The sequence below is a fragment of the Macrococcus sp. GL_134 genome, from assembly GCF_057834705.1.
Map to the genome: position 1 here is coordinate 1,857,938 of NZ_CM174409.1, position 25,831 is coordinate 1,883,768.

Consider the following 25,831-nt stretch of genomic DNA (forward strand, 5'->3'; position numbering starts at 1 on the left):
CTCCTAATCCACTTTGTATCCTAATATCGATAATGAATAATGCGACCCGTCCATCGTCGCTACATCAGGCAATCGACCATATTCGGTAAAGCCATGGTTCTTAAACAGCATGAGTGCCCGGCTGTTATGTGCAAAGACAAATGCCAGCAGCGTCTCTATATCAAGCGTCGCTGCAATGTCCTTCATCTGTGCGACTGCCTGACTGCCGATGCCTCGTCCTCTATAGTGCTCATCTAAATACAGACTGATCTCCACTGTTTTGTCATAAGCGGGTCTACCGTAAAACGCCTCAAAGCTGAACCAGCCGATCGTCTCATCTTCCTGTAAAAACAAAAAAATCGGCCGCTGATCTGAATGGTTGTGAAACCACTCAGTCCGACTCTCTACAGTAACAGGCTCAGTGTCTGCAGTAACGAGACGACTCGCCACTGTTGAATTGTATATGTCAACAATACGCGGCAGGTCTGCTGCGGTCGCACGTCTCGTTTCAATTGACATGTCATCACTTCCTGAAATAATATGTACATCATTATAACATTATTATCTGAAAAATAAATATATTTACCAATCGCATGCCGATAAAAATACACCACCCGGAATCGGATGGTGTCCTGCTATTTAGCTCGTTTAGCTTTGATTTTTGCGTCAATCTCTGCTTGGCGGCGTTTTCGTTCTTCATTACGCGCGGCAAGTCTTGCTTCTTCTTCAGGGTCGCGTTTTTGTGCGAGTCGTTTAGCAACTTTTTCCATCAACTCATCTTCAGTCAATGCGGCACACGGACGATTATTAACAAATGCGAACGTTTTCTTCCGTCCGGGACCACAGTAGGATTGACATGCGATCTCCACCTCTGCATCTGGATCCATTTTCTCCAGTTTCGGCAGCAGTGTTCTAATGTTCACAGCCTGGCAGTCGTCACAGATTTGAAATTTATTGCGCATCGTTAGTCACATCCTTCATCAGTTTAATCATTTTGTCGTTACGGTCAATCATTCGGTCGAAGTAGTCATTATACAATGCCCACACTTCATCTGTCATCTCTGCCTGAGTCAAAGTGGCCCCGAGTGATTTCATTGAGCCGAGCAGCTTAAATAACACGTCTTCCACTGTCAATTCATAACCCAGCAGTTCACTCAAACTGCTCATATCTTCAGGATGAATGTCAGGGTATTTGAATTTAGTCTCCTCATTCTGCAGCGCACGTTGATAGAATTCACGCATCAGTTCAGCCCGCTCGCTGCCGCTGCCTTCAATACACAAGTATATCTGTACAGCAACACCGCCGCGTACCCGGCGCTGAGATATGCCGGCAAACTTGCGGTCATTGATGCTGAGGTCATAGCTGCCGGGGCAGTAGGAATGCTCGATTTCCTTCGCTGCAATGATGACTTCATCCTTGAACATCTCTTTGATCAATGTGTACATCAGCTCATAGCCTGCATCAATCGAGAAGTTCTTACTCCCATTAAAAATCAGTGAAATATTCAGCACACCGCTGTCCAGCACGACGCCAAGGCCCCCTGAATTGCGGACGATAGCACCGTAACCAGAATCATTCAAATACTGGATACCCTCTTTTAAGTGCGGCAGGCGTGAATCATGAATGCCGAGTATGACGACATGCTGATGCACCCACGTTCTGACGATGCTGTTCCAGCCGAGCATGCCCGTCAAGTGACAGTAAGTATCATCAAAACTGAAGGACTGCATCGGCTGCAGTCCTGAAGTGTGGTCAACGTACTGCCACTGTTGTTGAAAGATGTCCATTAAAGCGTTTGAGCTGCTGTGATGATAGATAATGACACGACGTCTTCTGTAGAACAGCCTCGTGATAAGTCATTGACTGGTGCATTCAATCCTTGAAGAATTGGACCGACCGCATCAAAACCACCTAACCGCTGAGCGATTTTGTAGCCGATGTTGCCCGCTTCAAGACTCGGGAAGACGAAGACGTTGGCATCGCCTTGAATCGGAGAGTCCGGTGCTTTTTTAGCGGCAACTGAAGGAACAAACGCAGCGTCAAACTGGAATTCACCGTCGATGACAGTGCCCTCGAGTGCTGCTTCACCTGCTACTTTTTGTTGTGCGAGACGTGTTGCTTCAACGACTTTTTTTGTTTCGTCTGTTTTGGCAGAACCTTTAGTAGAGAAGCTGAGCATAGCGACTTTCGGTTCCATACCGAATGCTTTTGCTGTCTTCGCACTTTCAACAGCGATTTCAGCTAAATCTGTCGCTTCAAGTGTCGGATTGATGGCACAATCACCCATCACGTACTGCTCGTCTCCACGAATCATGAAGAAGACACCTGATGTTTTCGCAACGCCTGGTTTTGTTTTGATAATCTGCAGTGCCGGACGAACCGTGTCTGCTGTAGAATGTGCAGCACCTGACACGAGGCCGGCTGCTTTGCCGGTGTAAACGAGCATTGTCCCGAAGTAGTTCGGATCATTCAACAGCTGCTCCGCCTGTTCCTGAGTTGCTTTGCCGTTACGGCGTTCAACAAACGCACTGATCAACTCGTCGCGCAGCTCGCTTGTCGCTGGATCTAACAGTTCAATTCCTTCGACTGATACACCTAACCGGTCAGCAAGGGCAGTGACTTCTTCCGTGCTGCCAAGAACGATTGGTGAGACGAAGTCGCTTGCCTGCAGTTCAACCGCTGCCTGCAGCACCCGTTCGTCAGTTCCTTCAGGTAATACGATTTTGACATTTTTACCTTGCAGCTTGTCTTTTAATACATCTAATAAATTAGCCATAATAGCCTCCTAATGCTTCTGTTGTCTTGATTTCCTTATTCATTATATGATATTTCCCATATTTTTTCACGTCATCAAATTGTAAAAGTATGAAGGCGGAATTTTCAGTGGATTATGGTATATTAGAAGTGACACATTTTAAGGAGAGATAACGATGAACGAAGCAGCAATTACACTGGACGGCTGGTACAGCCTTCACCTATTCTATACAATCGATTTCACGAGCTTAAAAGTGGTTGAACAGGCAGACCGACAAAGAATGATCACTGAACTGAAGCGTTTTGTCGCTAAACTTGATGACAATCATGCCGCTAAAGAAGGCTCTTACGCCCTATACAATATTACAGGTCAAAAAGCAGACGTCATGCTCTGGCTGCTGCGCCCTGAAATGAAAGACTTGAATGCACTGGAAAATGAATTCAATAAGCTGGCGATCACTGATTATTTGATTCCGACGTATTCATATGTGTCGGTCATTGAATTAAGTAATTATCTGGCAGGGGAATCCAATGAAGACCCTTATCAAAACCCGCACGTCAGAGCCCGCCTCTACCCTGAACTACCACGTTCAGAATATGTCTGTTTCTACCCGATGGATAAACGTCGTACAGCGGCAGACAACTGGTATATGCTTGATATGGCTGACCGCAAAGCCATGATGCGTTCACATGGTCTGATCGGACGCAGCTACGCAGGCAAAGTGAAGCAGTTCATCTCAGGATCTGTCGGCTTTGACGACCACGAGTGGGGCGTTACGTTATTTGCAGACGACGTCCTGCAGTTCAAAAAATTAATCTACGAAATGCGCTTTGATGAAGTATCTGCACGTTACGCAGAATTCGGTGAGTTCTTCGTCGGCCACCTATTGACTGCCGATGATCTGACGCCTCTATTTGAAGTATAACAAGTAAACAATAAGTAAAAGGTCCTGATTAATCTATAATCAGGACCTTTTACTTATTATGTTTATTCCGTTTATTGATAAGCCTGCTCTATTTCTTCAATTTGCTGAATAGCTGTTTTGACACCACCACCTGAGAAGTACCATAAATAAGGATCAAGCTCGATGATTTTGTCATTGGTCACTGCATTGACATCTTTAATGACGTCATTGGTCAGCGCTTGTTTACTTGATGATTTACCACCGACTGCAACGCCTCTATCCATCGCAAAGATGATATCAGGATTTTTGTCGTTTAAATATTCAAAGTTGATCACTTGACCGTGTCCTTCTGCTTTGATGTTTTTGTCCGCTTCTTTCACACCAAGTACATCATGGATAAATCCAAAGCGACCACCTTTACCGTAAACAGACAACTCTCCTTCATTAGCAAGAACGAATAATCCTGTTGCGTCAGAATCTGCTGTCATTTCCTGCACTTCTGCAACTTTGTCATCTAATTGTTTCACTAATTGAGCCGCTTCGTCTTCTTTATCAAAAATTTTGCCGAGGTTCTCAGTATTGTCTTTTACGCTGCTAAGATAGTTTTTATCGTCTGTTCCCATATAAAGGATTTTAGCATTGGGTGCTGCTTTTTTCATTTCATCTAAAATCTTGCTTGTTGCTTGACGTCCGGAAATGATGATTAAGTCTGGATCTGTTTCAGCCAGCTTCTCGAAGTTAGGTTCTTTTAATGTGCCTAGGTTCTCGTATGTCGCGTCTTTGAATCCTTTAAGGAATGATGGCACTGATTTGTCGCCTTCTCCTTTTGGTAATCCGGCAACGCTGTCTTCTACGCCGAACTCCTGCAATGTAGATAATACGCCGTAGTCAAATACCGCTACTTTTTCAGGGTTTTTCGGTACAGCTACTGTCTCGTCCACTGCTTTGGCATCGCTGCCGTCTTCTTTCTCACCAGCAAGTTGATAAGATGTTTTGATCGCTACTGTTTTTTTGTCATCTTTTGCTGCACTGTCTTTCTCCGCTGACTGACCACATGCTGCAAGTGTCAGAATCATAACTAAAGCTAATAATACTAATGATAATTTCTTCATTTTCTGCTCCTTTAAAATGGTGTTATTTCCCCGATTAATCCGCCCGATGAATGTATCATTCCCCGGCATCACTCCTCTCAATGTACATACGTTAGACGAGCTGAACTTCTTCGATGAATTCATCTACCGTCTTCTCGTCGTCAAAGTAGACGCAGATCTGCTGACCGAATATACATTCAATGTTAATATCCATGTCATATACGGCTTTTAATGCTTCTGTCGTAATGACCTCGTCTTTTTTGCCGTCTAACAGCACTTCGCCGTCTTTTAAGGCGATGATGTAATCCGCATAGCACGACGCAAAGTTAATGTCGTGAATGACGATCACGATGGTTTTCTGTTTTTCGCGGACGAGTTTGCGCAGCAGCTGCATCATCTGAACAGAATGCTTCATGTCAAGATTGTTCAGCGGCTCATCCAAGAAGATATAGTCAGTATCTTGAGCGAGCGTCATTGAGATGTAGGCCCGCTGGCGCTGACCGCCTGACAGTTCATCAATGTAGCGGTCCTGCATATCAGTGAGCGCCATATATTCCAGTGCTTCATCGACAATAGCATGATCGGCTTTCGACAGTCTGCCTTTTGAATAAGGGAATCTGCCGAAGTTGACGAGTTCACGCACTGTTATTTTTAAGTTCGTATGATTGCTCTGCTTAAGTACTGATAATTTCTTAGCGACGTCATCACTTTTCATCGTCGTCAAATTATCACGGTCGAGATAAACTGTTCCTGAGTCCGCATCAATGAGGCGCGTTGCGGCGTTCAGCAGCGTACTTTTACCAGCGCCGTTAGGTCCGATGATAGCTGTAATCGCTCCTTCTTTAATGATGCTTGAGACATTATTTAAAATCGGTTTTTTGCCGATATGGACTGATAAATTTTCAATGTTAATCATGTGCACCCTCCTTAAAAAGTAAATAGATGAAATACAGTCCGCCTGCAAAGTTAATCATGATCGTAATTTCAGTATTACCGTCAAATAGATACTGCGTGAGCATCTGCCCGACGAGCAAAGTAATAGCGGAAATTGCGATTGTTGCCGGGATGAGCAGGCGATGTTCGAATGTCTTCATAAACTGATACGTGACATTACAGACGATAATGCCCAGAAACGTGATCGGCCCGACGAGTGCTGTCGACACGCTGACCAATATAGCGACGACAAGCAGCATGGACCGCGTCAAACCGTCGATATCGATACCGAGGTTCGTGGCATGCACTTTGCCGAGGCTCAGTACATCCAGCTGGCTGCTTCTCTTATAGACGAACAGCAGCATCAACAAAATGATAGCAGTGCAAATTCCGAGCAGCGAGCTGTTCACTGTATTGAAGCTCGCGAACATCTTATCCTGCAGCATGAGGAAGTCATCCGGGTTCATGACCATATGCATGAAGCTCGACAAACTCTGGAAACATGTTCCCATCACCATTCCGAACAACAAGATGAAATAGACCGAGACATTCTTTTTGAACACCAGCTGGAACAATCCAAGTGTAAACAAAATCATCAGCCCGACTGAAATAAAGAAATTCACGTATGTATTAAACAGCACCACACTGAATGTGCCGAACATAAAGATCGTGAGCGTCTGGATGAATAAGTAGACCGCATCGAGGCCGATGACAGATGGTGTCAGCAAGTGGTTCTCAGTGAGCGTCTGAAAGATCAGAGACGAGACACCGATAGCTGCACCGACGATAATAATCGCGGCTACTTTTTTCAAACGAGACGGTAATACATAGTCCAGAATATTGAAGTTCAGCTGAATGACGATAAACAGCGCAATAAGGACGACAAGAACGATCGCAAGAATCAGCAGCTGTCTATATTTTTTCTGCATAGCTTTTTCTCCTCATCAACAATAATCCCATGAAAATCACACTGCCTAGTATACCGAGCGTCAATCCGATCGGTATTTCATACGGGAAGATAATCAGTCTGCTGAATATATCTGCCACCATGACCAGTATCGCGCCGAGCAGTGCAGTAGACGGCAGCGTCTTCTGCAGATGATCACCGACAAACAAATTGACGATGTTCGGCACAATCAACCCTAAAAACGGCAGCACCCCTATGGTAACAACGACTGTCGCTGATACGACGGCCGCAATGACGATACCGAGATTCATGATCTTATCATATGAGATCCCTAAGTTGCGGCTGAACGATTCTCCCATTCCGACAATCGTAAAATGATGGGCAAACACGTATATCAGCACGACCATCGGAATGATGATGATCATGATTTCATAGCGCCCTTTTGTAATCATTGAGAAATCTCCGACGAAGAAGTTCCCGATGCTCTGCATGGCGTTGAACCTAAGCGCCATGAACGTCGCCAGACTGGAGACGATATTACCTAGCATAAGGCCGACAAGCGGGATGAAAATAGCATCTTTGTATTTAATCCGTCTGACAATCCACATGAAAACCATCGTTCCGATAATAGCACTTGTTACTGCGAACAAGAGCTTCACAAGAATCGGTGCATCCGTGAAAAAGATCATCGCAATCAAAATCCCAAGTTTTGCGAAATCCATCGTTCCCGCAGTGGTCGGTGATACGAACTTATTGCGTGTCAACTGCTGCATGAGCAGTCCTGCGACACTTAGTGCAACCCCGGCCAGAATAATCGAGATAGTTCTCGGAATCCTGCTGTTCAGCAATATATTTTTGTCGTGCTCTGTCAAATTTAATAAACTTCGCGGTGTGACATTGACTACTCCGATGAAAATGGAAGTCACCGACAGCAGTATGAGGGTCATAACTAAATAACGTAGCTTCATAACGTACTCCTTCGCGAATGATAATCATTCTCATTAATAATAGGAAATATCTTTCAATAAATCAAGCGGTTTCAACAAAAAACTATATTATTGCATTTTAACGTTACACGGTGATGGCTGTATGTCATGCTGAACAGGCATTTTTATAATCTACTCAAAAACAAGCAGGCATCATGTTTTAATTTTGCATATCCGGGTAAAAACTACTAACTATAAAGTGAAATGAGGACACTAGAATGAGTAGAATTATTCGTTTATTAATCAAATTAAGCCCGATATTACTACCGATCATCCAACGTCAGTTGAACAAAAAATCAAATAATAATCGTGATTACAAATAAAAAACAAGCGGTTAAAACCGCTTGTTTTTTTTATAGTTTAAAGGCAGCGATGACGAGCATGACCCATGCCGCAATAAATAATACGCCGCCGATCGGTGTGATAGCTCCGAGCACTTTGATCTGCGTTACTGCAAGAATATACAGTGAACCGCTGAAAAAAATAATGCCTGCCGTCATCAGCCACCCGGCAACATTCAAGTTCAGTGATGTCGTGCCTGACAATACCCCGATAACCAATAATCCAAGAGCATGGTACATCTGATACTGCGTGGCTTTTTCCCATATAGCGAGATATTTATCCGTGATCTTTCCTTCCAGTCCATGTGCACCGAATGCACCTAAAGCGACTGCCACCATCGCATTGATAGCCCCGATGATTAAAAATGTCTTCATTAATCTGTTCCTCCTAAAAATCAAAAAGTGATTCGCCGTTACCATAACCGTCGTCTGTCTCGGCTGTTTTGCCAGTGACTGTGCCGCCCATCATCTTCAGTTCTGCAGCAGATATCTCAGTCGTGCCGGCGGGTGGCACGTGCTGTTCATAGGGCAGCGCTTGAGCGCCGAGTGATGCGAGCGTCTGAATCGCATACATATGCTTTTCAAATGCTGCAGATGATGCGGCTGTTTTAGCAAGTGCCAGCTGCTGTTCAATCTGCTTGATCAGCTGTTCGTTCATTCATAACAACCTCCTTACACCAGTCAATCGGCGGCAGTCCATGCGTCGTCAAATAGTGATTCGTCCGGCTGTATGGTTTTGAGCCGAAGAAGCCTCTTGACGCACTGAGCGGACTCGGATGGACGCTGGTGATGACGTGGTGCTTCGTCTGATCGATCAGCTCGAGCTTGGCCTTCGCGGGGTTTCCCCATAGCACAAAGACGACATGCTCCTTATGATCACTCACCGCCTGTATCACTTCATTGGTAAACGTCTCCCAGCCGATGCCTTTATGAGAATGAGCGGCGCCTTGTTCCACAGTCATGACCGTATTCAACAGCAGCACGCCTTCCTGTGCCCAGCCGGTCAGTTCGCCGGTCGTTCTCACACAGCCGATGTCAGCTTCCAGCTCCTTATACATATTGCGTAATGACGGCGGAATTTTAGTGCCGTTCTTCACTGAAAATGCTAGACCGTGTGCCTGGTCAGGTCCGTGATAAGGATCCTGTCCTAGAATGACCACTTTGACGTTGTCAAACGGCGTGAATTTGAAGGCATTATAGATATTTTCTCTTGCCGGATAGACTGTCTTATGCTGATAAGCATCATTCAAAAATTCATCCATCGCTGTGAAATCATGTCTGTCTTTAATGTCTTTGAAAATCGTGTCCCAGTTCATCTCATTCACCTCGCCATAAATTGTACCATATTATTGAATCATTTTATTTTATCATCCTTTTATTTCTGATATGATAATAGTAAACACTATAAGAATGGGGTATGTCAAAATGGCTTTAAAGAAAACATTAACGATTGCAGGCTCTGATACAAGTGCTGGAGCAGGCATGCAGGCTGACCTTAAAACATTTCAGGAGCATAACACTTATGGTATGGTCGCACTGACTGCTGTAGTGACCATGGACCCTGAAACATGGAGCCATGATGTGACAGCACTACCGATCGAACTGCTCGACAAACAAATCAAAACGGCGTTATCCATTAAACCTGATGCCATCAAAACAGGAATGCTCGGTACTGAGGAAATCATCAGTCGTGCCGCACAGGCGTTCAAAGATTCCGATGCTGAATTTTTCGTGGTTGACCCTGTCATGGTATGTAAAGGGGAAGACGAAGTACTAAACCCGGGAAATACTGATGCCATGATCAAAGAATTGCTGCCGGTCGCGACCGTTGTGACACCGAACTTATTTGAAGCGGGCCAGCTGTCTGAACTCGGCAGATTAACATCCGTAGAAGATATGAAAAAAGCAGCTCAGATCATTCATGACCGCGGCGCACAGCACGTCGTCATCAAAGGCGGCAAAGCACTGGAAGGCGAAGAAGCCGTTGACTTGTACTACGATGGTGAGACGTTCACACTGCTGACAACGGATAAATTCCAGTCATCTTATAACCATGGTGCAGGCTGTACATTTGCAGCTGCAGTCACTGCCAACTTAGCGAACGGCTTAACGCCGCGCGAAGCTGTGATCAACGCAAAAGCATTCGTTGCATCAGCGATTAAGAACGGCTGGAAGATGAACGATTTCGTCGGTCCTGTACAGCACAGTGCTTACAACAAAGTCGAGAAGATCGACGTACAGACAAAAGAAGTATAACTCAATCGATACGCCTTGGCCGACTCACACGTACAGCACTATGTCTGTAAGTCGCCAGGGCGTTTTATTCATCAGTGACAATAATGAGTGACAGTCAAGCTCAAACGGTATAATTTTTCAACAATTTCTAGTAAGATAGTAAGGTATCAATCATGAAGGAGTCCTGACGATGGAACTAATTAACCAGGAAACAGTGCAGCAGCACTTAGAAGAATATAAAGGTCAGCCTGTCTACTTACATGTCGAAACGACTAACGGGGCATACGCCTCTCATTTCGACAAGCAAGTATTCAACGCAGGCACATTTTTACGCAATATTCAGGTGACTTATGTTCAGGCGAAAATTACCGGTGGCGGCAAAGAGCCGTTCCGCATCGGTCTGAAGCTTGAAGGCGGCTGGGTATACGTGCAAGGTTTAACACATTACGAAATCACAGAAAACGGTGAATTCCTGCTTGCAGGACATAATTTCCAAGGTCAGCTGGCTGCTGCTCTTGAAATCAGCAGAACACCGTTCCCGTTATAAGAGGTGTAACTATGGAAGAATCACAAGTATTAGTCGTATTTCCCCATCCCGATGACGAGGCATTCGGCGTCTCAGGAACGCTTGCCAAATTCATTGACAGCGGTGTCCCTGTGACTTATGCCTGTCTGACACTTGGTCAGATGGGCCGTAACTTAGGCAATCCCCCGTTTGCGACACGCGAATCACTGCCTCATATTCGCGAGAAAGAACTTGAGGCTGCAGCAGAGGCGATCGGCATTACCGATCTGCGCAAAATGGGTTACCGTGATAAAACACTTGAATTTGAAAAGACAAGTGACCTTGCCAATATGGTCAGCGCATTGATCGATGAGCTGAAGCCGTCACTGATCATTTCGTTTTATCCCGGCTACTCGGTGCACCCGGATCACGAGGCCACAGCCGATGCAGTAGTAGAAGCGGTGCGCCGACTGCCTGCAAGCGACCGGCCGAAACTGCATCTCGTCGCTTTCAGTAACGATACATTGGATGATTTAGGTGAACCTGACATTGAAGTCGACATTGACGACTTCAGCGACAGAAAGCAGCGTGTATTAGAAGCCCACGCCTCACAGACCGGCCCGATGCTTGCATCACTGGCAGCAGACACACAGGAAGCAGAAGCTGCAAAAGATATGTGGTTTAAAATAGAACGATTCTACACTTATCATATTAGTGGATGATGAACAGTAATTAGGAGATAGCTATGGATTATAATTTAACGACGCGAGAAGGCCGCTGGAAGCATTTCGGTTCAGTTGATCCTATCAAAGGAACAAAACCGACCGAAAAAGAGTTCATGACAGACCTTCAAAGCTCAAAAAAAGACTTTTTATTCGAAATCGATCACGTTGGTATTAAAAACTTGGTGTACCCGGTCAAGATCGATCAGTTTCAGACGGCTGGGACGTTCAGTTTATCCACCCACCTCGCTCAAGATGAAAAAGGGATCAATATGAGCCGTATTCTTGAATCGGTGGAAGCCCACTATGACAATGGACTACCGCTTGAGTTCGAGACATTGAAAGAAGTTCTAGTCACTTTGCAGACGACGATGAAGCAGAAGAATGCTTCTGTCGATGTATCAGCGGTGTGGTTCTTTGACCGCTTCAGTCCGCTGACAAACTTGAAGGCGGTCGGCCATGCAGATGTGACGTTCTCAATGACGGTCGCTGATGAAACCGTGACTGCGAAGTCTATCACTATTCAAGCAGACGTCACGACGCTCTGTCCGTGCTCAAAAGAAATCAGTGAATATTCTGCTCATAATCAGCGCGGCGTCATTACCGTCACAGCCGCACTGAGTGATGACCTTCCAGGTGACTTCAAGGAGCAGCTGCTCGATGCGATGGAAGCCAATGCTTCAAGCATGCTGTATCCGATCTTGAAACGTACCGACGAAAAAGCAGTGACAGAACGCGCGTATGAGAATCCTCGTTTCGTTGAGGACTTGCTACGTCTGATTGCAGCTGACTTAGTCGAGCTGCCATTTGTCACAGGTTTTGATATAGAATGCCGTAATGAAGAATCGATTCATCAGCACGATGCATTCGCGCGTTTACACTATACAAAATAGGAGATTTCAATGACTGAAAAAGAAAAGATGCTTGCAGGTGAACTCTATGATCCGCAAGATCCAGTACTTGCAGGTGATAGAATTCAAGCCAAGTTATCGATAAGAAGCTATAATGCGATTCCTGAAAATCTCACAGAAGAACGGACGAAACAGATCAAAGGAATACTTGGTACAACCGGCGACAAGATCTGGATCGAAAGTGATTTCAAAGTCGACTACGGCTATAATATCCATGTCGGTGAGAACTTCTATGCCAACTATGATTTAACGATACTGGACGTTGCGCGCGTAGACATCGGCGATCATTGTATGATTGCACCTGGTGTTCACATCTATACCGCTACACATCCTCTGACAGCGGCTGAACGTAACAGCGGCGTCGAGTATGCCAAGCCGGTCAAGATCGGCCATAACTGCTGGATCGGCGGTCGTGCCGTCATCAATCCCGGCGTCACGATCGGCGATAATGTCGTTATCGCAAGCGGTGCAGTGGTCACAAAAGACGTCCCGGACAACGCCGTCGTTGCTGGTGTACCTGCAATTATCATTCGAATGATCGAACAATAAAAAGCCATGCTCAGCTGAGCATGGCTTTTGTAGTTGTACAGCTGCTAAACGTCTAATCCGTTTACTTCCCGCAAATATTTGAAGATAGCTTTACCGACGCCGCTGTTTTGGTTGGATTCTGTCACGTCTTTTGCTGCCGCTTTTGTTTCCGGGGCGCCGTTCGCCATAGCTACCGAATAGCCTGCGCGTGTGAGCATGGATATATCGTTCAAATTATCGCCGAGTGCCATCGTTTGGTCCATTGAGATATTCAGCTGCTCTGCAATAGCTTCAAGTGCGATTCCTTTTTGCGCGTCATTATGCGTGATTTCAATGTTACCGCGCGATGATGCAGATATCGCAAGACTTGAGAACTGTTTAAGCTCTGCTTTGGCCGCATCTATTTTGTCGAGATTGCTGGAATACGCCAGAAACTTAAGAACCAGCTCGCCGTCATGGTCATATATTTGCTGATAGCTGTCGACTTCTTTCAATGACCCTTGATTGATACGCTTTTGAATGCCCGCTCTAATCTTATCGACATCCGGTACATTTCCCGCTTTTTCAGAAATATCGATATAGATTTGCAGATCTTTATCAACGTCTTCTGTATAAATACTTGAATTAGTATAGACTTGATAGAAAATATCATATTTGTTAAGTATCGCTGTGACTTTGTCGATCTGTTCTGCATTCAAGCTCGATGTATGAAGGATATTGAATGCTTCGTCTCTTACTTCTGCTCCGTTCAGACAAATATACGGTAGGACGAGTCCAGTCGGCTTCACTGGAGCCAGGGCTTCGTAAAAAGCTCTGCCAGTCGCAATAGCCACTGTAACGCCGTTATTCTGTGCCGCTTTGATTGCAGCGATATTTTCCTCGGAAATTTCATGGGAAGCATTTAATAGTGTTCCGTCCATATCAATCGCAATCAGTTTAATCATCGTTTCATCTCCTATGTGATAATAGCTATGTTAAATTATATAGCGCTGTTATTCCTGTTCTTCTCGAGTGATTTTTTTTGTCTAAGCGCTCTGAAGAATGTCGTTAACAGCATACTACATTCATCGTGACAAATGCCACTAATAACGGTTGCCCGGTGATTAAATCGGGGTTCGTTGAGCAGATTCATCAGACTGCCGCTGCAGCCGCCTTTTGGATCGTGAGCGCCATACACAACAACCGGGATCCGGCTCATGACAATCGCACCTGAACACATGACGCACGGCTCAAGCGTCACGTACAATGTGCATTCTTCAAGTCGCCATGAACCGAGGTGCTCACTTGCCTCGTTGATAGCCATCATCTCTGCATGGTACGTCGGATTCTGCTCGGTCTCACGTAAATTATAACCGCGTCCGATGACTTCACCGTGGTGGACAACCACTGCTCCGATAGGCACTTCAGCGATAGCTTCTGCTTTGTATGCTTCTTCAATTGCGAGTTTCATAAAAGTTTCATGATTCATTTGGCTTCACCCTTTATATTTTGTGATACAATAACATATACATTTTATCACTACGGGAGAGTATCATGACAATATATATTGCAATTGAAGGGCCCATCGGTGTCGGTAAGAGTTCTCTCACAAGAAAACTTGCTGACACCTTAAATATGGACACAATGTATGAAATCGTGGAAGAAAATCCATTTCTCAGCGATTTTTATGAAGATATCAGCAAATGGAGCTTTCAGACCGAGATGTTTTTTCTGTGCAACCGCTATAAGCAGATAAGCGAATTAGCAGATAAAAACATCGTCAGCGACTATCATATTATGAAGAACAAGATTTTTGCACGTCAAACATTGAACGAAAAAGAATTCGGGATGTTCGAGAAAATCTATGAAGTGATGACAGCGGAGTTACGTCAACCTGATATCACTTTATTTTTGACAGCAGACCTGCCCGTGCTGAAAGAACGTATTGCTAAGCGTAACCGTGAGTTCGAGTCGTCCATCACTGATGACTACCTGCTGACTTTGACTGAACACTATAACCGCATCTGCGAAGAAACATCTGATAACAGTCTATGCATCGATACGACAGCACTTGATTTTGTCCACAATGAAGGAGATTACCAGTATATCCTTGACCAAATAAACACAGTGATCGGAGAACAACATGTATAATATACCAAGCGATGCAGTCATCACGATTGCAGGAACAGTCGGTGTCGGCAAATCGTCACTGACAAAAGCATTAGCTGAGAAACTGAACTTCAGAACTTCATTTGAAAAAGTCGATAACAATCCGTACTTAGAAAAGTTTTATAATGACTTTGACCGCTGGAGCTTCCATCTGCAGATTTATTTTCTTGCTGAGCGTTTCAAAGAACAGAAGAGAATGTTTGAATACGGCGGCGGCTTTATTCAAGACCGCTCTATTTATGAAGACGTCGATATTTTTGCGAAGATGCACGAAGAAGGCGGCACGATGTCAAAAGAAGATTTCGAAACATACCGTCAGCTGTATGAAGCAATGGTGATGACACCTTACTTCCCAAAACCGGACTGCCTCATTTATCTGGAATGTGATTATGACGCAGTGATCCGCAGAATAGCAGAGCGCGGCCGCCAAATGGAGATCGAGACAGACGAGCTATACTGGCGCGCCTTATTCCAGCGCTATGAAAATTGGATTGACGGCTTCAATGCCTGCCCAGTCATTAGAATTCATATCGATGAATATGATGTTTTTGAAGATATTGATACGTTGGATCCTGTCATCGAGAAAATCGGCCGGGTCATCGAAGAACATCGAAAATCACAGCATAGATAAAAAATGGCCCTCAAATTGCATTTGAGGGCCGCTTTTTTATCTATCAAGAACGCCGCTATCTATTAAATCAACCACACTATCCAATATAATGTCTGCGTCTCTTAAATCCTGCTCGTCTCCTGACCCGCTCAACACGCCCACCGTCTGATAGACGTCACTATTACGTCCGAGCATGATATCCATTTCAGTATCTCCTACCATAACAGTTTCTTCGCGCTGAATGCCGAGTGCTGCCAGCATATCGTCCATCAGTCCTCGCTGCGGCTTCTGATGGGTGGAACTATCACTTGTGACTATTAAATCAAAGTAATCACGAATGTCATATTTATCAATGAACAGATCCATCGATAATTTGTCGTCTGCTGACACGATGGCAAGCTTATAGCCGCGTGCTTTCAGCTCCTTAAGTGTTTCCGGGACGCCTTTGATGATTTCAATATCATCGACTTCATTGTCCGTTGATAAATGTTCCATCTCCCCGAGCGTCCAGTCAGCCATCTGCTCCCCGTTTGGCAGGACCCGCAGTCGGTTGACGATACTCTTTGCTGTGTTTGAACGCATCAGCATGTCGAGTTTGTCATCGACGATTCCGAATGCGTTTTTAATTTCTGACTTCGGCACGTGGATATTCGACCGGGATGAAAATTCATTGATCAAATCATCTGCCAGCTTAACAATCACACTGCCGAGCTCCATTAACGTGCCGTCTTTATCAAATACGATTAACTGTACCATGCGTCACCTCTTCTATTTGTTTATCCTTATTGTACTGAGTCCTGAGCAAAAAAGGAAATCATACCATCATCTAAAAAAACCTCCAGTCACCGTGTAACTGGAGGTTTCTGTTATTTCGCTTTGATGGCATTAAGCATTGTTTCAGTCATTGTATCGAGATCAAACTTCGGATCAAAGCCCCACTGTTCTCTTGCTTCTGTCGCATCGATTGAATTCGGCCAGCTGTCAGCAATCCCCTGACGGACTGGATCAACATCGTAGCCCAGTTCAAAGTCAGGCATGAATTTACGGATGCTTGCTGCCACTGCTTCAGGATCCACACTCATTGCTGTCACATTGAATGCATTGCGTGTTTTTAAGCGGCTCGCGTCCGCTTCCATCAGTTGAATGATGCAGTCAATGGCGTCATCCATATACATCATGTCCATGAACGTCCCTTTGTCGATATAGCTGTCATAACGACCTTCACGAACGGCTTTGAAGTAGATTTCAACCGCATAATCTGTCGTGCCGCCGCCTGGTTCTTTGACGTGTGAAATCAAGCCGGGGAAACGGACAGAGCGTGTGTCCAGGCCAAAGCTGTGGTAGTAATAATCACATAACAGCTCTCCTGCCACTTTGTTGACACCGTACATCGTTGTCGGACGTTGAATGGTCAGCTGCGGCGTATGATCTTTCGGTGTTGTCGGGCCGAATGCGCCGATTGAGCTCGGTGTAAAGAACTGCATGTTGTGCTGACGCGCTACTTCCAGAGCATTCAGCAGGCCGCCCATATTCAAGTCCCATGCGAATACTGGATTTTTCTCGGCAGTTGCACTGAGCAATGCCGCCATGTGCATCATAGTGTCCGGTTTGAAGTCATCAGCAATAGCCTGCATTCTCTCACCATCCATGACATCAAGCGTTTCAAACGGCCCCGAAAGAACAATATTATCCTCTTCCGGACGGCGCAAGTCAGTCGCCAGGACATTGTCTGTACCATAGATGTCACGTAATTTCACTGTTAGTTCTGTACCGATCTGCCCTAGGGCACCGGTAATCATAATTCTCTTCATATCCATACTCCTTAAAACGACAACTGTCCTCTGACAGTGTACATAATCATAGTTTTCATTATCATTTTAACGCTCTCATAACTAATTGTACACTCAAAAAATACACCGCAGTCGTTCTGCGGTGTATTGCTTCAGCTGATGATATTCAGTTCGCGGCCGACTTTGGCGTAAGCTGTGAGCGCCTCGTCCAGCATGTCTTTTGTGTGAGCAGCTGTCGGCATATTTCTGACGCGTCCTGTGCCTTTTGGTACTGTCGGGAAGACGATGGATTTCGCGTACACGCCTTCTTCCATCAGACGTTTTGAAAATGCCTGTGTTGTTTTTTCATCACCGATAATACATGGTGTAATCGGTGTCTCGGAATGACCGATATTGAAGCCGAGTTCTTTCAGACCTTGTTTCAAGTAATCGCCGTTCTCCCATAACTTGTCATGCAGCTCTGTTGATTCCATGAGCATCGTCACTGCTTCAGTGATAGCACGTGTGTCACCAGGAGCAAGTGATGTTGAGAACAAGAACGGACGTGATGCTACTTTCAGCCAGTCAATCAAATCTTTTGTCCCTGCCACATAGCCGCCGACAACACCGATTGCTTTTGATAACGTGCCGATCTGGAAGTCAATTTTGTCCTGCAGGCCGAAATGTTTCACCGTGCCTGCCCCTTTACCCATCACACCTGATCCATGGGCATCATCGACATAAGTAATAAGGCCGAATTCTTCAGCGATTTCTACGATTTCAGGAAGTTTTGCGACATCGCCGTCCATTGAGAACACGCCGTCAGTAATGTACATCACTTTGTTGTAAAGTCCGGATTCCACCGCTTCTTTCGCTTTGGCACGCAAGTCTTCCATATCTGAGTGGTTGACGCGGATGATCTTAGCTTTAGAGAGACGGCAGCCATCGATGATAGACGCATGGTTCAGTTCATCTGAAAGAATGGCGTCATTTTTGTCCATCACGGCACTGATAGCCGCCATATTACAGTTAAAGCCTGACTGATAGGCAATGGCTGCTTCTGTCCCTTTGAATTTCGCCAGTGTTTCTTCAAGTTCGATATGAAGATCCAATGTCCCGTTAATGGTACGTACTGCGCCGGCACCTACCCCATGAGAATCAATCGCCTGCTTAGCAACTTCTTTCAGACGCTCATTCGTTGCCAGACCTAAATAGTTGTTAGAAGATAAATTGATCAGCGCTTTACCATCAATCGTAATCTTTGCTCCGTTCGCTCCTTCAACAACGTTGATCTCATTATAGAGACCATTCTTCTTCAATTCATTTAAGTTAGTCGTCAGAAATTCATTCAATACTTTAGACATAATCAGACTCCTTCATCATTTTTCTTTATCATAACATAAAATACATCCTATTTAATTATACTGAAATGTCTGATAAAATCGAATAATAATATAATCGTGGAGGGATTTAATGAATTTAGAACAACTCGTTTCATCTGAACAAGCAGCAATGATTGAACGCAGAAGATATTTACATATGCACCCCGAACTTTCTTTTCATGAAACAGAAACATACAAGTATATTCTCAGCTGCCTTCAGGCCATACCGAATATCGATATTCGAGAAGCAGTCGGTGGGCAAGGCATCACGGCGAGAATTACAGGCGGAGATGGACCTGTCATTGCCTTTCGTGCTGACTTTGATGCACTACCGATTCAAGACGAGAAAGATGTCCCTTACAAATCAACTGTACCGAATGTCATGCATGCCTGTGGTCACGATGGCCATACAGCGACGTTACTCAGCCTGGCAGCAATATTAGCGGAACATCGTGATGAGCTGTCCGGCAGCGTCGTCCTGATCTTCCAGTTTGCTGAGGAGTTTGCGCCGGGTGGTGCATCACCTATGGTCAATGACGGAGCATTGAATGGTGTAGATGCCATATACGGCAATCATTTCTGGAGTCAGTTTGATACGAATACGATTCACTCTATTAACGGTCCGTTGATGGCCAGCCCGGATATGTTCGACATTACTATATACGGTCGCGGCGGCCATGGTGCCAAGCCTCATATGACTGTTGACGCAGTCGTAGTAATGGCTGAATTCATTATGAACATTCAGACCATCGTTGCTCGTAACATCAATCCGATCGATGCCGGTGTACTTACTGTCGGCAAAGTGGAAGCAGGCAGTGCCTTCAATGTCATCAGCGATTCTGCTTCGTGCTCAGGAACAGTAAGGACATTTGAACCAGCTGTTCAGGAAATCATCCGTACAGCGCTTGAAAATGAGCTGAAAGGCCTCGCGATATCAAAAGGCATTACGTATGACTTGAAGTACATGAAGGGCTATCCGGCAGTCGTCAATCATGAGGAAGGTTACGACGTCATCAAGCGGGCAGCCGAACGCGCAGGATTAAGTTACAACGATACCGCGCCGATGATGATCGGCGAAGATTTCTCGTACTACTTACTAAAGAGACCGGGTGCCTTTTTCTTGACCGGGTCAGGAAATGCGGAATTGAAATCAACCGCACCCCATCATCATCCATTGTTTGACCTGGACGAAGAAGCGATGACAGGCGCACTCAGAATGTTCCTCGCTATCCTTGAAGAAGAAGGTGTCATCCATGCTTAGTAATTATGCCGATCACTTATACGAAGAACTGATTGATATTAGACGTCATCTCCATATGCATCCAGAGCTGAGTTTCCAGGAGGAGAAGACCCCTCAGTATATCGCAGACTATTTGACAGGGCTCGATATTGAAGTGGAAACAGGAGTCGGCGGCCGTGGTGTTGTCGGCCGTCTAATCAAAGATGAGTCACTCCCTACTCTCGCTATCCGCGCCGACTTTGATGCGCTGCCGATTCAAGACGAGAAAGATGTACCGTACAAATCAACTGTCCCAGGTGTCATGCATGCCTGTGGGCACGATGCTCATACAGCGATCCTGCTTATTACAGCAAAAATTTTGAGTGAACACCGCGACCAGCTGAACGGCAACGTCGTCTTCATTCATCAGCATGCTGAAGAAGTCGATCCGGGGGGTGCGCTGCAGATGGTCGCAGATAACTGTCTGCGTGGTGTCGATGCCATTATCGGTCAGCACGTCTCCAGCAGTATCCCTGTCGGCACAGTCGGCTACAGACACGGAACAGTGACAGGTATTCCTGATGACTTCTGGATCACATTGCAGGGACAGGGCGGACATGCCGCCCACCCTGATACAACGATTGATCCTGTGGCAGCGGGTATAAGGCTCTGCAATGATCTTCAGTACATCGTCTCACGAAAGACCAATCCAACCACCCCTGCTGTGCTCTCGATTACGATGTTCCAGGCCGGTGAACAGACCAATGTCATCCCTGATACTGCAACTATCGGTGGTACCATCCGGACATTTGATTCAGCAACTCAGCAGCATATGATTGACGAACTGAAGAAATGTCTTGAAGGACTCGTTGCTTCTACCGGCATCACTTATGACTTGAAGTATTTAAAAGGCTATCCACCAGTCGTCAACACAAAGGCAGAAACTGATTTAATCGTCAGCGCTGCGAACAAAGTCGATACGGTGGAAGCAGTCGTTGAAATTGAACCGTCACTCGGCGGAGAAGATTTCTCGTACTACTTGCAGCGCGTACCTGGTGCTTTTATTTACACAGGAACAAAGAACGAGAACTTAAAAGCAGATTTCCCGCACCATCATCCACGATTTGATATTGACGAAAAAGGGATGTTGAATGCAGTGAAAATCTTCCTACAGGCTACAGAAGATTTCTTTGAAGGAGGTAAATGATGAACTGGTTAAATGAGGTTGAGCAGCACAAAGAAGAATTGATTCAAATCAGACGCTTTCTGCACGAAAATCCAGAGCTCTCCTTCCACGAGGAGAACACTAAGAACTATATCGCTGACTATTTGGAAGCACTTGATATTCCAGTGACACGTAACGTCGGCGGCAACGGACTGCTCGGTTATATTAAAGGGAGTAAGCCGGGGCCGACAGTCGGCCTGCGTGCTGACTTCGATGCCCTGCCGATTCAAGACGAGAAAGACGTCCCCTACAAATCAAAAGTCTCTGGTGTGATGCACGCCTGCGGTCACGACGGCCACACGGCGATGCTGCTCATCACTGCCAAAATATTAAAGCAGCACGAAGCAGAACTCGCCGGTACTATTGTATTGATCCATCAGCACGCAGAAGAAGTGCTGCCAGGCGGTGCCAAGTCGATGATTGAAGCGGGTGCCCTTGACGGTGTTGATTATGTGTTCGGTACACATACCGCAAGCTATCTTCCTGTCGGTACAGTCGGATTTTGTCCGGGTCCTGCCTATGCGAATGCAGATGCCTATACGATCCACATTCAAGGGAAAGGCGGACACGGGGCTGCTCCTCATGAGACGAACGATGCGATAATTGCAGCAAGCAGTTTAATCACACAGTTCCAGACCATTATTTCCCGCTCTGCAAACCCGATGGATACCGCTGTCGTCACTGTCGGAGAATTCAGAGCAGGTACAGCATTCAATGTCATTGCAGACAGCGCCTATTTGTCAGGTACCATTAGAACATATCTGCCGGAAGTGAAAGCCATGATCAAACAACGCATGAACGACTTGATCAAAGCTGTTGAAATCGGCTATCACGTATCGATAACACTCGACTATACGGATGGTTATCCAGCTCTGATTAATCATGAGAAGGAAACAGCATGGTTAAAACAGCTGACCGAAGAGATTGAACAAGTCGATGAAGTGATTCAGCAGCCGGCATCACTTGGCGGAGAAGACTTCAGCTACTTCCTTGAGGAGCGGCCGGGCACTTACTTCTATACCGGTGTCATGAATGAAGCAATCGGTGCGCACTACTCGCATCATCATCCAAAGTTTGATCTAGATGAAAACGGCCTGCTGAACGGTGTCCGTGTGTTCCTGAAAATCGCAGAGAATATGAATCAGCTGAACTAATCATCAATCACTTAAAATAACAAAAAAAATCCGAAGAGCGTCCTCTTCGGATTTTTTGATTCACTAACTGTGAATTATTTTTCGATTACAGATACAACACCTGATCCAACTGTACGTCCACCTTCACGGATTGAGAAACGAGTACCGTCTTCAATCGCGATTGGAGAAATTAATTCAACGTCCATTTCGATGTTATCGCCAGGCATTACCATTTCAGTACCTTCTGGTAAGTTAACTACGCCAGTTACGTCAGTTGTACGGAAGTAGAACTGTGGGCGGTAGTTTGAGAAGAATGGCGTATGACGGCCACCCTCTTCTTTTGATAATACGTAAACTTCAGCTTTGAATTTAGTGTGAGGAGTGATAGTACCTGGTTTAGCTAATACTTGACCACGTTGTACGTCATCACGAGATACACCACGAAGCAATGCACCGATGTTGTCGCCAGCTTCAGCGTAATCTAATAATTTACGGAACATTTCAACACCAGTTACAGTTGTTTTTGATGGTTCTTCAGTTAAACCGATGATTTCGATTTCTTCACCGACTTTAACTTGTCCACGTTCAACACGTCCTGTAGCTACTGTACCACGACCAGTGATTGAGAATACGTCCTCAACTGGCATCATGAATGGTTTGTCTGAATCACGTTCTGGAGTAGGGATGTACTCATCAACAGCGTTCATTAATTCCATGATTTTGTCTTCGTATGCTTCGTCGCCTTCTAATGCACGTAATGCTGAACCAGCGATTACAGGTACATCGTCGCCTGGGAAGTCATATTCAGATAATAAGTCACGAACTTCCATTTCTACTAATTCTAATAATTCTTCATCGTCAACCATGTCAACTTTGTTTAAGAATACTACTAATGCTGGAACACCAACGTTACGTGATAACAGGATGTGTTCACGAGTCTGTGGCATTGGGCCGTCAGCAGCAGATACTACTAAGATACCGCCGTCCATTTGCGCAGCACCAGTGATCATGTTTTTAACATAGTCAGCGTGTCCTGGGCAGTCTACGTGAGCGTAGTGACGTTTTTCAGTTTCGTATTCGATGTGTGAAGTATTGATCGTGATACCACGTTCTTTTTCTTCAGGAGCGTTATCGATTTGATCGTATGAACGCGCTTCCCCACCTAATTTTTTTGCTAATACAGTTGCGATAGCAGCTGTTAAAGTTGTTTTACCGTGGTCAACGTGACCGATTGTGCCAATATTGGCATGAGTTTTCGAGCGGTCGAATTTTTCTTTAGCCATTTTGAAATCTCTCCTTAGAATATAAGTATATTAGATCTCATGAGGGATTCTCACCCTCATGAGGTAACGCTATAACTCTGTTATAAAGCATTTCATCGGAAAAATCAATCAGAGTTGATCAAAGGAATTATTGACCTTTGTTTTTCTTGATGATTTCTTCTGAAATTGATTTTGGAACTTCTTCGTAGTGATCGAATACCATTGAGTAAGTACCGCGACCTTGTGTGTTAGAACGTAAGTTAGTTGCGTAACCGAACATTTCTGCAAGTGGAACGAATGCACGAACAACTTGAGCGTTACCACGCGCTTCCATACCTTCTACACGACCACGACGGCTTGTTACGTCACCCATGATATCTCCCATGTACTCTTCAGGCATAACGATTTCTACCTTCATGACAGGTTCTAAAATAACAGGGTCACATTTTTTAGCTGCTTCTTTAAGTGCTAAAGATGCCGCCACTTTGAAGGCCATCTCAGATGAATCGACATCATGGTATGAACCGTCAACTAAACGTGCTTTAACATCGATTAATGGATAGCCGGCAAGAACACCGTTTTCCATTGAATCTTTAAGACCAGCTTCTACTGATGGGATATATTCACGAGGAACGACCCCACCGACGATAGCGTTTTCGAATTCAAAGCCAGCACCAACTTCGTTTGGTTCGAATTCAATGTGAACGTCACCGTACTGACCACGACCACCTGATTGACGTGAGAATTTACCTTGAACGCGGGCAGCTGTTTTGAACGTTTCACGGTAAGATACCATCGGCGCTCCAACTGTACATTCAACTTTAAATTCACGTTTCATACGGTCAACTAAGATGTCTAAGTGAAGCTCACCCATACCACCGATGATTACTTGTCCTGTTTCAGGATCAGTATGCGCGTGGAATGTTGGATCTTCCTCCTGCAATTTCACAAGAGCGTTAGTCATTTTGTCTTGGTCAGCTTTAGACTTAGGTTCAACTGACAAGTGGATAACCGGCTCTGGGAATTCCATAGACTCAAGGATAACTTGAGTTTTTTCATCACAAAGTGTGTCACCAGTTGTTGTATCTTTAAGTCCTACTGCTGCTGCGATATCTCCAGCGTAAACTGTAGAGATTTCTTCACGTGAGTTCGCGTGCATCTGCAGGATACGTCCTACACGTTCACGTTTACCTTTTGTTGCATTCTGTACATAAGAACCAGAGTTCAATGTACCAGAGTACACACGGAAGAATGTTAATTTACCAACGAACGGGTCAGTCATAACTTTGAACGCTAATGCTGCGAATGGTTCAGAGTCATCAGGTTTTGCTACGATTTCCTGTTCTTCATCATCAGCTGAATGACCTACGATAGGTTTAACATCTAATGGTGATGGTAAGTAGTCAATTGCTGCATCAAGCATTAATTGAACACCTTTGTTTTTGAAAGCAGTACCTGCTAACACTGGGAAGAATTCTACGTCACATGTTGCTTGACGGATAGCAGCTTTAAGTTCTGCTGGTGTGATTTCTTCGCCACCAAGGTATTTTTCCATTAATTCTTCATTGAAATCTGCAACAGCTTCAATCAATGCTTCACGTTTCGCTTCAGCATCTGCAAGGAATTCTTCAGGTACGTCAGTGACTTCGATGTCAGTCCCTAAGTCATTTGTATAAGTGTGAAGTTTCATTTCAACTAAATCAACGATTGCGTTGAATTCATCTTCCGCACCGATAGGCATTTGAATTGGGTGAGCATTCGCTTGTAATCTGTCGTGTAAAGTACCTACAGAGTAGTCAAAGTCTGCACCTGTTTTATCCATCTTGTTGATGAATACGATACGAGGTACGCCGTAAGTCGTCGCCTGACGCCATACAGTTTCAGTTTGTGGTTCTACACCTGATTGTGCATCAAGTACAGTAACCGCACCATCAAGTACACGAAGTGAACGTTCAACTTCAACAGTGAAGTCTACGTGTCCTGGTGTATCGATGATGTTGATGCGGTGACCTTGCCACTGCGCTGTTGTAGCAGCAGAAGTGATTGTGATCCCACGCTCTTGTTCTTGCTCCATCCAGTCCATCTGTGAAGCACCTTCGTGCGTTTCACCGATCTTATGGATACGGCCAGTATAATAAAGAATACGTTCAGTAGTCGTCGTTTTACCAGCATCGATGTGGGCCATGATACCGATATTACGAGTGTTCTTCAAAGAGAATTCTCTTGTCATAGGTATTCTTTCTCCTTCCAGGAAATGGTTTATATTTAGAAAGATACCATAGGTA

General features: G+C 45.1%; 29 protein-coding genes. 11 read left to right on the top strand and 18 right to left on the bottom strand.

Translation table 11 applies throughout. From position 1 onward, the window contains the following. Window positions 1-3 precede the first annotated feature (3 nt). The 4 genes from AC3IPL_RS09820 to pta form a co-directional block, all read right to left on the bottom strand. Window positions 4-498 carry a GNAT family N-acetyltransferase gene (locus tag AC3IPL_RS09820; RefSeq protein ID WP_489240880.1) on the bottom strand — a complete coding sequence of 165 codons (495 nt, stop codon included), beginning with the start codon at window positions 496-498 and terminating at the stop codon, window positions 4-6. A gap of 116 nt (window positions 499-614) precedes the next feature. Continuing rightward, window positions 615-941 carry a YuzB family protein gene (locus tag AC3IPL_RS09825; protein WP_489240881.1) on the bottom strand — a complete coding sequence of 109 codons (327 nt, stop codon included), beginning with the start codon at window positions 939-941 and terminating at the stop codon, window positions 615-617. Further along, the gene (locus AC3IPL_RS09830) at window positions 931-1,767 is read right to left on the bottom strand and encodes a lipoate--protein ligase family protein (RefSeq protein WP_489240882.1); all 837 of its coding nucleotides are present in this window, start codon (window positions 1,765-1,767) and stop codon (window positions 931-933) included. Before AC3IPL_RS09830 ends, AC3IPL_RS09825 begins: the two co-directional genes overlap by 11 nt. Then, complete coding sequence (gene pta / locus AC3IPL_RS09835) at window positions 1,767-2,756, bottom strand: phosphate acetyltransferase (RefSeq protein WP_489240883.1); 990 nt, start codon at window positions 2,754-2,756, stop codon at window positions 1,767-1,769. Before pta ends, AC3IPL_RS09830 begins: the two co-directional genes overlap by 1 nt. A gap of 154 nt (window positions 2,757-2,910) precedes the next feature. Here pta and hemQ point away from each other — a divergent pair, with 154 nt between their 5' ends. Further along, window positions 2,911-3,660, top strand: coding sequence for a hydrogen peroxide-dependent heme synthase (gene hemQ, locus AC3IPL_RS09840; protein ID WP_489240884.1), 750 nt, complete (start codon window positions 2,911-2,913; stop codon window positions 3,658-3,660). Between the two features lie 71 nt (window positions 3,661-3,731). Here the strand turns inward: hemQ and AC3IPL_RS09845 are convergent, their stop codons facing one another. The 7 genes from AC3IPL_RS09845 to AC3IPL_RS09875 form a co-directional block, all read right to left on the bottom strand. Further along, complete coding sequence (locus AC3IPL_RS09845; RefSeq protein WP_489240885.1) at window positions 3,732-4,751, bottom strand: ferrated catecholamine ABC transporter substrate-binding lipoprotein SstD; 1,020 nt, start codon at window positions 4,749-4,751, stop codon at window positions 3,732-3,734. A gap of 91 nt (window positions 4,752-4,842) precedes the next feature. Then, window positions 4,843-5,646 (bottom strand): iron ABC transporter ATP-binding protein, encoded by an 804-nt coding sequence (locus tag AC3IPL_RS09850; RefSeq protein ID WP_489240886.1) that lies wholly within the window; start codon window positions 5,644-5,646, stop codon window positions 4,843-4,845. Continuing rightward, the gene (locus AC3IPL_RS09855) at window positions 5,639-6,592 is read right to left on the bottom strand and encodes an iron chelate uptake ABC transporter family permease subunit (protein ID WP_489240887.1); all 954 of its coding nucleotides are present in this window, start codon (window positions 6,590-6,592) and stop codon (window positions 5,639-5,641) included. The genes AC3IPL_RS09850 and AC3IPL_RS09855 overlap by 8 nt, the downstream gene beginning before the upstream one ends. Continuing rightward, window positions 6,576-7,538: an ABC transporter permease gene (locus AC3IPL_RS09860; RefSeq protein ID WP_489240888.1), complete on the bottom strand. Its 963-nt coding sequence runs from the start codon at window positions 7,536-7,538 to the stop codon at window positions 6,576-6,578. Before AC3IPL_RS09860 ends, AC3IPL_RS09855 begins: the two co-directional genes overlap by 17 nt. A gap of 371 nt (window positions 7,539-7,909) precedes the next feature. After that, entirely contained in the window at window positions 7,910-8,272 is a 363-nt protein-coding gene (locus tag AC3IPL_RS09865) for a DUF423 domain-containing protein (RefSeq protein ID WP_489240889.1), read from the bottom strand. Between the two features lie 13 nt (window positions 8,273-8,285). Further along, window positions 8,286-8,555: a DUF5327 family protein gene (locus AC3IPL_RS09870; RefSeq protein ID WP_489240890.1), complete on the bottom strand. Its 270-nt coding sequence runs from the start codon at window positions 8,553-8,555 to the stop codon at window positions 8,286-8,288. Next, entirely contained in the window at window positions 8,527-9,213 is a 687-nt protein-coding gene (locus AC3IPL_RS09875) for a uracil-DNA glycosylase (protein ID WP_489240891.1), read from the bottom strand. Before AC3IPL_RS09875 ends, AC3IPL_RS09870 begins: the two co-directional genes overlap by 29 nt. A gap of 109 nt (window positions 9,214-9,322) precedes the next feature. Between AC3IPL_RS09875 and thiD the strand changes: the two genes are divergently transcribed. The 5 genes from thiD to AC3IPL_RS09900 all read left to right on the top strand — a co-directional run bounded on the left by thiD (window position 9,323) and on the right by AC3IPL_RS09900 (window position 12,819). Beyond that, window positions 9,323-10,153, top strand: coding sequence for a bifunctional hydroxymethylpyrimidine kinase/phosphomethylpyrimidine kinase (thiD, locus tag AC3IPL_RS09880; RefSeq protein WP_489240892.1), 831 nt, complete (start codon window positions 9,323-9,325; stop codon window positions 10,151-10,153). 169 nt (window positions 10,154-10,322) lie between these two features. After that, a complete protein-coding gene (locus tag AC3IPL_RS09885; RefSeq protein WP_489240893.1) occupies window positions 10,323-10,679 on the top strand; it encodes a YojF family protein in 357 nt (118 codons plus the stop codon). An 11-nt stretch (window positions 10,680-10,690) separates the two neighbouring features. Further along, a complete protein-coding gene (bshB2, locus tag AC3IPL_RS09890) occupies window positions 10,691-11,359 on the top strand; it encodes a bacillithiol biosynthesis deacetylase BshB2 (RefSeq protein ID WP_489240894.1) in 669 nt (222 codons plus the stop codon). A gap of 23 nt (window positions 11,360-11,382) precedes the next feature. Continuing rightward, the gene (gene folE2, locus AC3IPL_RS09895; protein ID WP_489240895.1) at window positions 11,383-12,252 is read left to right on the top strand and encodes a GTP cyclohydrolase FolE2; all 870 of its coding nucleotides are present in this window, start codon (window positions 11,383-11,385) and stop codon (window positions 12,250-12,252) included. Between the two features lie 9 nt (window positions 12,253-12,261). Next, complete coding sequence (locus AC3IPL_RS09900) at window positions 12,262-12,819, top strand: sugar O-acetyltransferase (protein WP_489240896.1); 558 nt, start codon at window positions 12,262-12,264, stop codon at window positions 12,817-12,819. 44 nt (window positions 12,820-12,863) lie between these two features. On the opposite strand, the gene AC3IPL_RS09905 is transcribed toward AC3IPL_RS09900, so the two are convergent. Both AC3IPL_RS09905 and tadA read right to left on the bottom strand, forming a co-directional pair. Further along, window positions 12,864-13,742 (bottom strand): Cof-type HAD-IIB family hydrolase, encoded by an 879-nt coding sequence (locus AC3IPL_RS09905; RefSeq protein ID WP_489240897.1) that lies wholly within the window; start codon window positions 13,740-13,742, stop codon window positions 12,864-12,866. Window positions 13,743-13,777: 35 nt separating this feature from the next. Next, window positions 13,778-14,266, bottom strand: coding sequence for a tRNA adenosine(34) deaminase TadA (gene tadA, locus AC3IPL_RS09910; RefSeq protein ID WP_489240898.1), 489 nt, complete (start codon window positions 14,264-14,266; stop codon window positions 13,778-13,780). A gap of 65 nt (window positions 14,267-14,331) precedes the next feature. Between tadA and AC3IPL_RS09915 the strand changes: the two genes are divergently transcribed. Beyond that, window positions 14,332-14,928, top strand: a complete 597-nt coding sequence (locus tag AC3IPL_RS09915; RefSeq protein WP_489240899.1) for a deoxynucleoside kinase — start codon at window positions 14,332-14,334, stop codon at window positions 14,926-14,928. Continuing rightward, entirely contained in the window at window positions 14,921-15,577 is a 657-nt protein-coding gene (locus tag AC3IPL_RS09920; protein ID WP_489240900.1) for a deoxynucleoside kinase, read from the top strand. Before AC3IPL_RS09915 ends, AC3IPL_RS09920 begins: the two co-directional genes overlap by 8 nt. A gap of 36 nt (window positions 15,578-15,613) precedes the next feature. Here the strand turns inward: AC3IPL_RS09920 and AC3IPL_RS09925 are convergent, their stop codons facing one another. The 3 genes from AC3IPL_RS09925 to AC3IPL_RS09935 all read right to left on the bottom strand — a co-directional run bounded on the left by AC3IPL_RS09925 (window position 15,614) and on the right by AC3IPL_RS09935 (window position 18,689). Further along, window positions 15,614-16,312: an HAD family hydrolase gene (locus AC3IPL_RS09925; RefSeq protein ID WP_489240901.1), complete on the bottom strand. Its 699-nt coding sequence runs from the start codon at window positions 16,310-16,312 to the stop codon at window positions 15,614-15,616. Window positions 16,313-16,422: 110 nt separating this feature from the next. Next, window positions 16,423-17,367 (bottom strand): L-threonine 3-dehydrogenase, encoded by a 945-nt coding sequence (locus AC3IPL_RS09930; RefSeq protein WP_489240902.1) that lies wholly within the window; start codon window positions 17,365-17,367, stop codon window positions 16,423-16,425. Window positions 17,368-17,498: 131 nt separating this feature from the next. Next, window positions 17,499-18,689, bottom strand: a complete 1,191-nt coding sequence (locus AC3IPL_RS09935; protein ID WP_489240903.1) for a glycine C-acetyltransferase — start codon at window positions 18,687-18,689, stop codon at window positions 17,499-17,501. 109 nt (window positions 18,690-18,798) lie between these two features. Here AC3IPL_RS09935 and AC3IPL_RS09940 point away from each other — a divergent pair, with 109 nt between their 5' ends. Genes AC3IPL_RS09940 through AC3IPL_RS09950 form a run of 3 tightly spaced genes read left to right on the top strand, consistent with a single transcriptional unit; the run spans window position 18,799 to window position 22,305 of the window. Further along, window positions 18,799-19,968 (top strand): amidohydrolase, encoded by a 1,170-nt coding sequence (locus AC3IPL_RS09940; RefSeq protein WP_489240904.1) that lies wholly within the window; start codon window positions 18,799-18,801, stop codon window positions 19,966-19,968. Beyond that, complete coding sequence (locus AC3IPL_RS09945) at window positions 19,961-21,133, top strand: amidohydrolase (protein ID WP_489240905.1); 1,173 nt, start codon at window positions 19,961-19,963, stop codon at window positions 21,131-21,133. Before AC3IPL_RS09940 ends, AC3IPL_RS09945 begins: the two co-directional genes overlap by 8 nt. After that, window positions 21,133-22,305 carry a M20 metallopeptidase family protein gene (locus AC3IPL_RS09950; RefSeq protein ID WP_489242346.1) on the top strand — a complete coding sequence of 391 codons (1,173 nt, stop codon included), beginning with the start codon at window positions 21,133-21,135 and terminating at the stop codon, window positions 22,303-22,305. The genes AC3IPL_RS09945 and AC3IPL_RS09950 overlap by 1 nt, the downstream gene beginning before the upstream one ends. Before the next feature lie 74 nt (window positions 22,306-22,379). On the opposite strand, the gene tuf is transcribed toward AC3IPL_RS09950, so the two are convergent. Both tuf and fusA read right to left on the bottom strand, forming a co-directional pair. Next, window positions 22,380-23,567: an elongation factor Tu gene (tuf, locus tag AC3IPL_RS09955; protein ID WP_489240906.1), complete on the bottom strand. Its 1,188-nt coding sequence runs from the start codon at window positions 23,565-23,567 to the stop codon at window positions 22,380-22,382. A 127-nt stretch (window positions 23,568-23,694) separates the two neighbouring features. Continuing rightward, the gene (gene fusA / locus AC3IPL_RS09960; RefSeq protein ID WP_489240907.1) at window positions 23,695-25,776 is read right to left on the bottom strand and encodes an elongation factor G; all 2,082 of its coding nucleotides are present in this window, start codon (window positions 25,774-25,776) and stop codon (window positions 23,695-23,697) included. Window positions 25,777-25,831 lie beyond the last annotated feature (55 nt).

What these genes read in the sequence shown, in the direction of transcription:
- AC3IPL_RS09900 (WP_489240896.1), top strand. Translation starts at nt 12,262, where the DNA reads ATGACTGAAAAAGAAAAGATGCTTGCAGGTGAACTCTATGATCCGCAA.
- AC3IPL_RS09945 (WP_489240905.1), top strand. Translation starts at nt 19,961, where the DNA reads ATGCTTAGTAATTATGCCGATCACTTATACGAAGAACTGATTGATATT.
- AC3IPL_RS09940 (WP_489240904.1), top strand. Translation starts at nt 18,799, where the DNA reads ATGAATTTAGAACAACTCGTTTCATCTGAACAAGCAGCAATGATTGAA.
- tadA (WP_489240898.1), bottom strand. Translation starts at nt 14,266, where the DNA reads ATGAATCATGAAACTTTTATGAAACTCGCAATTGAAGAAGCATACAAA.
- AC3IPL_RS09865 (WP_489240889.1), bottom strand. Translation starts at nt 8,272, where the DNA reads ATGAAGACATTTTTAATCATCGGGGCTATCAATGCGATGGTGGCAGTC.
- AC3IPL_RS09935 (WP_489240903.1), bottom strand. Translation starts at nt 18,689, where the DNA reads ATGTCTAAAGTATTGAATGAATTTCTGACGACTAACTTAAATGAATTG.
- AC3IPL_RS09860 (WP_489240888.1), bottom strand. Translation starts at nt 7,538, where the DNA reads ATGAAGCTACGTTATTTAGTTATGACCCTCATACTGCTGTCGGTGACT.
- AC3IPL_RS09920 (WP_489240900.1), top strand. Translation starts at nt 14,921, where the DNA reads ATGTATAATATACCAAGCGATGCAGTCATCACGATTGCAGGAACAGTC.
- folE2 (WP_489240895.1), top strand. Translation starts at nt 11,383, where the DNA reads ATGGATTATAATTTAACGACGCGAGAAGGCCGCTGGAAGCATTTCGGT.
- AC3IPL_RS09885 (WP_489240893.1), top strand. Translation starts at nt 10,323, where the DNA reads ATGGAACTAATTAACCAGGAAACAGTGCAGCAGCACTTAGAAGAATAT.
- AC3IPL_RS09855 (WP_489240887.1), bottom strand. Translation starts at nt 6,592, where the DNA reads ATGCAGAAAAAATATAGACAGCTGCTGATTCTTGCGATCGTTCTTGTC.
- AC3IPL_RS09905 (WP_489240897.1), bottom strand. Translation starts at nt 13,742, where the DNA reads ATGATTAAACTGATTGCGATTGATATGGACGGAACACTATTAAATGCT.
- fusA (WP_489240907.1), bottom strand. Translation starts at nt 25,776, where the DNA reads ATGACAAGAGAATTCTCTTTGAAGAACACTCGTAATATCGGTATCATG.
- AC3IPL_RS09875 (WP_489240891.1), bottom strand. Translation starts at nt 9,213, where the DNA reads ATGAACTGGGACACGATTTTCAAAGACATTAAAGACAGACATGATTTC.
- hemQ (WP_489240884.1), top strand. Translation starts at nt 2,911, where the DNA reads ATGAACGAAGCAGCAATTACACTGGACGGCTGGTACAGCCTTCACCTA.
- AC3IPL_RS09915 (WP_489240899.1), top strand. Translation starts at nt 14,332, where the DNA reads ATGACAATATATATTGCAATTGAAGGGCCCATCGGTGTCGGTAAGAGT.
- bshB2 (WP_489240894.1), top strand. Translation starts at nt 10,691, where the DNA reads ATGGAAGAATCACAAGTATTAGTCGTATTTCCCCATCCCGATGACGAG.
- AC3IPL_RS09845 (WP_489240885.1), bottom strand. Translation starts at nt 4,751, where the DNA reads ATGAAGAAATTATCATTAGTATTATTAGCTTTAGTTATGATTCTGACA.
- thiD (WP_489240892.1), top strand. Translation starts at nt 9,323, where the DNA reads ATGGCTTTAAAGAAAACATTAACGATTGCAGGCTCTGATACAAGTGCT.
- tuf (WP_489240906.1), bottom strand. Translation starts at nt 23,567, where the DNA reads ATGGCTAAAGAAAAATTCGACCGCTCGAAAACTCATGCCAATATTGGC.
- AC3IPL_RS09830 (WP_489240882.1), bottom strand. Translation starts at nt 1,767, where the DNA reads ATGGACATCTTTCAACAACAGTGGCAGTACGTTGACCACACTTCAGGA.
- AC3IPL_RS09925 (WP_489240901.1), bottom strand. Translation starts at nt 16,312, where the DNA reads ATGGTACAGTTAATCGTATTTGATAAAGACGGCACGTTAATGGAGCTC.
- AC3IPL_RS09950 (WP_489242346.1), top strand. Translation starts at nt 21,133, where the DNA reads ATGAACTGGTTAAATGAGGTTGAGCAGCACAAAGAAGAATTGATTCAA.
- AC3IPL_RS09825 (WP_489240881.1), bottom strand. Translation starts at nt 941, where the DNA reads ATGCGCAATAAATTTCAAATCTGTGACGACTGCCAGGCTGTGAACATT.
- AC3IPL_RS09930 (WP_489240902.1), bottom strand. Translation starts at nt 17,367, where the DNA reads ATGAAGAGAATTATGATTACCGGTGCCCTAGGGCAGATCGGTACAGAA.
- AC3IPL_RS09820 (WP_489240880.1), bottom strand. Translation starts at nt 498, where the DNA reads ATGTCAATTGAAACGAGACGTGCGACCGCAGCAGACCTGCCGCGTATT.
- AC3IPL_RS09850 (WP_489240886.1), bottom strand. Translation starts at nt 5,646, where the DNA reads ATGATTAACATTGAAAATTTATCAGTCCATATCGGCAAAAAACCGATT.
- AC3IPL_RS09870 (WP_489240890.1), bottom strand. Translation starts at nt 8,555, where the DNA reads ATGAACGAACAGCTGATCAAGCAGATTGAACAGCAGCTGGCACTTGCT.
- pta (WP_489240883.1), bottom strand. Translation starts at nt 2,756, where the DNA reads ATGGCTAATTTATTAGATGTATTAAAAGACAAGCTGCAAGGTAAAAAT.